This is a genomic window from Microcoleus sp. A6-C6 (assembly GCF_036705955.1).
Lineage (GTDB): Bacteria > Cyanobacteriota > Cyanobacteriia > Cyanobacteriales > Microcoleaceae > Microcoleus.
On the sequence record NZ_JAUBVR010000006.1, the window covers coordinates 116118 to 122047 of the forward strand.

Annotated in this window: 4 protein-coding genes; 1 reads left to right on the forward strand and 3 read right to left on the reverse strand. The window is 45.5% G+C overall.

Annotated elements, in window-relative coordinates; all coding sequences use genetic code 11:
• Positions 1-1603, forward strand: a 1603-nt coding sequence (locus QUB52_RS04780; RefSeq protein WP_332974686.1) for a CHAT domain-containing protein, incomplete at its 5' end; no start/stop codon positions are given.
• 331 nt (positions 1604-1934) lie between these two features.
• Here QUB52_RS04780 and QUB52_RS04785 read toward each other — a convergent pair.
• From QUB52_RS04785 to QUB52_RS04795, 3 genes are all read right to left on the reverse strand, one after another.
• Positions 1935-2357, reverse strand: a complete 423-nt coding sequence (locus QUB52_RS04785; RefSeq protein ID WP_332970405.1) for a hypothetical protein — start codon at positions 2355-2357, stop codon at positions 1935-1937.
• Positions 2358-2638: 281 nt separating this feature from the next.
• Positions 2639-4660 carry an NAD-dependent DNA ligase LigA gene (gene ligA, locus QUB52_RS04790; protein WP_332974685.1) on the reverse strand — a complete coding sequence of 674 codons (2022 nt, stop codon included), beginning with the start codon at positions 4658-4660 and terminating at the stop codon, positions 2639-2641.
• Between the two features lie 115 nt (positions 4661-4775).
• Positions 4776-5840 carry a vWA domain-containing protein gene (locus QUB52_RS04795; RefSeq protein WP_332970403.1) on the reverse strand — a complete coding sequence of 355 codons (1065 nt, stop codon included), beginning with the start codon at positions 5838-5840 and terminating at the stop codon, positions 4776-4778.
• Positions 5841-5930 lie beyond the last annotated feature (90 nt).

Below are 5930 nucleotides of genomic sequence, written 5' to 3' on the forward strand. Positions count from 1 at the left end.
AATTCCGCCGACAATTCCGCAAATAACGGAAACAATTCCGCCGATTGTTGGGCAGACAGCGCCCCCGCAGGAGTCGGTAGCAGTAACTTTGATCGACTTTAACGCATTGTCACCCAGGACGATCGCACCCGCAGCAACACCCGCAGCAACACCCGCACCGCAACCCTCAATCCCCGATGCAGAAGACTTGCAAGGCCGTCGCAAAATTCCACCGCTGGACACTCCCGGCGCTGCTGCGGGTCAAATTTTAAGACTGGATTCAAGTATCGCCAGTAAGTTACCCCCCAGCCAACAGGCAACACCTCCCAACGAAACAACGCCATCGCTGAAGCCTACTTCTAATTTAGTTCTGGGATATGTTCCGCCTCCCGATCGACTTTTTGAAGGTAACGACATACAGGAAACAATCTGGGGAATCGAACAAACAAGGAATCAAGAATTTGGACAATACCTGGGAGTAACAGCCAATCTTCCAGATCAAAAAGTCATGATTGCGACATTCCAACAAACATTAAGAAATATCGAACAGCAAACCGGCAAGCGGTCTGGTATCATCTACATAGTCTCGCGAGCCGATCGACTAGAACTAATTTTAGTTCCTCCCGTGGGGCGGCCGATTCAATACAGCGTCCCTGAAGCCAACAGAGCAGCTCTTTTTCCAGCCGTTCAGGAGTTGCAGACTGAAATCACCAGTCAGGCAAAACGCGGTACTACCAGTTATCTACACGCCGCCCAGCAATTATATAAATGGGCGATCGCACCTCTAGACAAAGACTTACAAAACTTAGGAATTCAGACATTGTTGCTGTCAGTCGATCCGGGATTGAGGAGTGTGCCGTTTGCCGCTTTACACGACGGTAAAGGCTTCTTGATTCAAAAATACAGTTTCAGCCTAATTCCCAGTTTCAGCTTGACTAATAGCGATTATAAAGCAGTTAGAGATGCCACAGTGCTAGCAATGGGAAGGTCAGAATTTGTTGACCAAAAGCCCTTGCTCAGTGTGCCGATCGAATTGCAGGCGATTTCTACCGAGTGGCACGGGCCATCTTTCCTCAATTCAACTTTCACTATAGATAATCTCAACTCGGAGCACGCCAAAAGAGGATTTCGGATAGTTCACCTAGCAACCCACGCCGACTTCAAACCGGGAAAACCAAGCAATTCTTACATTCAACTGTGGAATTCCAAATTGCAGCTTGATCGCATGGAAAGTTTAAATTGGCGCAATCCGCAGGTAGACTTATTAGTATTAAGTGCTTGTAGAACAGCCTTGGGCGATGGGGAAGCAGAGTTAGGTTTTGGAGGTTTAGCGGTAAAATCTGGCGCGAAATCTGCGTTAGGGAGTTTGTGGTATGTTGACGACGGAGGCACTTTGGCGCTGATGAGCGAATTTTACCACCAGTTGCGAGGAGCGACAACTAAGGCAGAAACTCTGCAACTTGCTCAACAGGCGATGATTGCTGGTAAAGTTCGGATCAAAAACGAGCAGTTACTGACAACAGCGGGCAAATTGAATTTACCGGCTAATATAAAACAACAAAACCAAGATTTTTCTCATCCTTACTACTGGAGCAGTTTCACCCTAATCGGAAGTCCTTGGTAAGAAGAGTTGACAGTTGATAGTTGGCAGTTGACAGTTGGCAGTGGATAGTTGGCAGTGGATAGTTGGCAGTTGGCAGTCAAGGGTAGGGTGCGTCAGGAAAGGTGATTTTCAATCATCACTCCTAATCTCATTCTGACCCTAAAAAATTGGTTTAAAGCCTCTCCCTGATCGGGAAAAATTAAAAAAAGAAGACGATTCATTACCCCAATCCTCTTCCTTATAGGTAGAGGTCGCCCTCATCTGTCAACTGTCAACTGTCAACTGAATGAAGCACCATTTGTTCTTGCCATCAGAATCATATTTTTCCGATTACCAAGCGAGTTAAAAATTATCAAGAAGCAGAAGCTCTTGGCCCTCCCTGTTTCACATTAGGTGCTGCGGTTCCATAATTGACGCGACAACCGATGTTTAACAAACTAGAACTGCATTCGAGAGGGACAATTTGCTGGTCGAGGAGAGCGCTGCAACTTACATACTGGTCGTTATTAGTATCTCTTACCATACATTCGATCGCTCTAGCACCCGATCGACTCGCCCAACTCTTCATACCTGCGACTGCAATCATGTGCTGCCAATAAAACCACAAGAGCAACACTCCAAAAAGTACAGCAACTCCTAATCCTACTTTAATCTTCCAACTGCTCAGGATATTTCCCAAGCTACTTTTTAAGTTGTCCGTCAAAGAAATAGAGGTTTCGGAACTTATTTCTGGAGGCGGCAAATTTGTTGGTGTTTGTTCTGGGATTTCCGACATCACGTATCTCCTCTGATTTTTGCGACTTGCTGGGAATTGCCGGGGGCGACGGCGCGCTCTTGCAAATTATCTAAAATTTTAGCAAAACTCGTCTGTACTGGCAACCTCAAAAGGTAGTAGCGCCCCGGAAGTATGTATATTGATCGATCGCGAGCGCGATTTCTATGCCTTTTGAGGTATTGCACAATTCGCGCTCGGCTATTTGTACCTAAGCCACTAAAATTTTGTCGATGCCCTTTAGTAGTAAGTGCTTATGGCGCACTTTACGACAATTACCAATTTCAACCTCCCAAAAGTTCCAATAAGTCAGCCTCCGAAAGTATTTCAATTCCCAAAGATTGAGCCTTTTCTAACTTAGAACCGGCATCTTCACCCACAACCACATAATTAGTTTTAGCGCTTACAGAACCTGTGACCTTACCTCCAGCTTTGACAATCAAATCTTTAGCTTCATCTCGTTTCAGAGTCGGCAAAGTTCCCGTCAGCACAAAGGTTTTGCCAGCAAATTGTAAATTCATGTCTGCTAAATTCTGACTTTTAACTTCTGAGTGCAATTGCAAACCCGCAGTTTTTAACCGTGCGATTAAACTTTGATTCGCCGGAACTCGAAACCACTGAGAAACCGATTGTGCAATCTCCGGCCCGATGCCGTATACGCCCTCAATCGCCGCCGCCGATACTGTGGCTAACTCTTCCACATTTGCAAACCTTTCTGTCAGCAATTGAGCGTTGACACTACCAACGTGGCGGATTCCCAAGCCGTAAAGTACCCGCGAATAAGGTTGATTTTTCGATTGGGCGATCGCACTTACCAACTTTTCTGCTAACTTCTTACCCATGCGTTCCAAAACCATCAACCTTTCCGCAGTCAAATCGAACAAATCCGCCGCCGACTCCACCAGATTGCTATCAACCATCTGCTGCACCAACTTTTCCCCAACACCGTTAATATCCAAAGCATCCCGGCTGCAAAAATGAATCAGCGAACCCCTCAAAATTGCCGGACAAGACGTATTGATGCAGCGAGTAACGGCCTCCCCTTTTTCCCGAACCACAGGCTGCGCGCATTCGGGACAGCAGCTAGGCATTTGAAAAAGTTGAGCATTTTGGGGACGAAGTTCTGCTAAAACTCGCACAACTTCTGGTATAATTTCCCCAGCTTTTCTGACAATCACAGTATCGCCAATGTGGAGATTTAGCTCGGAAAGTCGATCGCTATTGTGGAGAGAAGCGCGCGAAACCGTGGTTCCAGCCAACTGCACAGGTTTGAGTTCCGCCACAGGAGTCAGAGCCCCGGTTCTCCCGACTTGTACAGTTATTGCTTCTACAATTGTAGGGACTTCGGCCGCCGGATACTTCAGGGCGATCGCCCAACGCGGAAACCTCTGAGTAAAACCCAACTGTTTTTGCAACAAAACCGAATTAATCTTAACAACAACCCCATCTGTCATGTAAGGCAAATTTCGCCGTTCAGTATCCCAATATTCGTAATACTCCCGCACCTCATCCAAAGAATAGCAAACTTTGCGATTGGGATTCACCTTAAACCCCATTCTTCGCAACAATTCCAAAGATTCCCCTTGCGTCTTTTCCTGATTAGCTTCATCTAAATGCAGAGTATAAGCAAAGAAATCCAACCGTCGCTGATCCACAATTTTAGAATCCAACTGTCGCAGCGTACCCGCCGCCGCATTTCGAGGATTAGCAAACAATTGTCCCCCTGCTTTTTCCCGTTCCCGATTAATTTCCTCAAACACAGCTAAAGACAAAAAAGCCTCTCCCCGCACTTCCACAACAGGCGGCGGATTATCTAAATTCAGTTTTAAAGGAATCGAGCGAATAGTCTTAACATTTTGAGTAATATCCTCTCCCGCAATCCCATCTCCCCGCGTAGCACCGCGAACTAAAATCCCATTTTCATAGGTTAATGCTAAAGCAGAACCATCAATTTTTAACTCGCAAACATATTCAGTAGTTAATTGCTGATTTTCCCCTGCTAACTTTTGCCATCGTTCCTGCCATTTGGTCAATTCCTCAAAATTAAAAGCATTTTCCAAACTGTAGAGAGGAATATTATGCTTGACGCTAAAAAATTGAGTAGCAGGCTGTTCTCCCACGCGCTGAGTCGGGCTTTCGGCAGTAATTAATTCAGGATAATCTGATTCTAACTCTTGTAACTGTCGATAAAGGCGATCGTACACCTCATCAGCCATCATCGGCGCATCAAGAACATAATAAGCATAGCTAGCTTCCTGTAGCTGCTGCCTCAATTGTTTAACTCGCTGCTGAATTTCGGGTTGCATATTAATTTAAAAGTGTATATTTTCTAACCGCAGATGCGTAGGACAAACAAAAACCATAGAGATTTTAGCATTATCTCTGCCGCTCTGCGGTTGTAGCTGGGACATTTAAAATCGATTAACGATCCCAATCTTCAACTTCATAAAGGAAACGAGTCCCCCCCATCAGCTTGCGATTCGCCGAGGTACTTTGCACAAAAACCGCATACTTTTCTAGATTGCTCGGTTTGAGACGAGCTGTCTCCCCCATTGGCAAACCCAACATTTCTCGCGCTGCTTCTCCTTCAAATAAATCCCCTGTGGAACGTTCCATCAGCACAATTTCTTTTTTGCCTTGGATAGTTTCTGTTTTAGTAAATTCATAAAACCCGCGCCCGGTTTTAAAAGCCAAACCATTCTCCAGAACAAAAGCTTTAATCGAAATCTCATTGTCTACTTCGAGAATCTGAAATCTCCCCGATTTTACAGTTCGCAATTCTGCTGATTCATAAACAGCAGCGCCTTCCCGCTTGAGCATGGTATCAAACATTTTGTTTAATCCGCGACTCATGCGACCTTGACTGACTACTTCTTGTTCGTAAGCTTGTAGTTGTTCGTTAGACGACTGTTGGTAACAAACTGCTAAAAACAAATCTGTGATGTAGGAAAACTGGTCGAGATTGAGGTGAAAACCGCCAGATTTTTCGGCTAGTTCTTTGTAGAATAAAGTGGCATGGGGACGGTTGAGAGCTTGGATGCCGTACACGGCAATTCCCATCTGTGCTAACTTATCTACTTCCTGACGCCAGTTAAGTTTTTGGGGAGTTTGAGCGGGTGCGTGCGGGATGTCGTCGCCAATTAGTACGAATGTTTTGGAATTAGTTGGAGTCCAAGAAAGTGATTGAGCTTCGTGCAAGACTAATTCATAACATTCTGGAGCATCGCCACCGCTAGTGGGTTCTACATTTTCAACAAAATTGCAAATTTTGCCGACATCGCCTGACAAATCGAGGTGTTTAGTCACATAGGTGCTGCCAGCGTCGCAATAGTCCCCGTGAGCAATAATGCCAATCCGAATGCCCGGAATTTCATCAAGCAGTCTTGTCACCGTCTCTTTAATTTTCCGACGAACTTGGGTCAAGCAAGGGTACATACTGCCGGTTGTATCAAAGCTGAAAACGACTTCAATGTTGTTGGTTGCCATGACCTGATTTTCCGTGACATACTCCTACGCCAACTGAGTACAGTATGGCGTAGGCTTCTCAGTGACTCCAGCTATTGCTTCGGACATTGA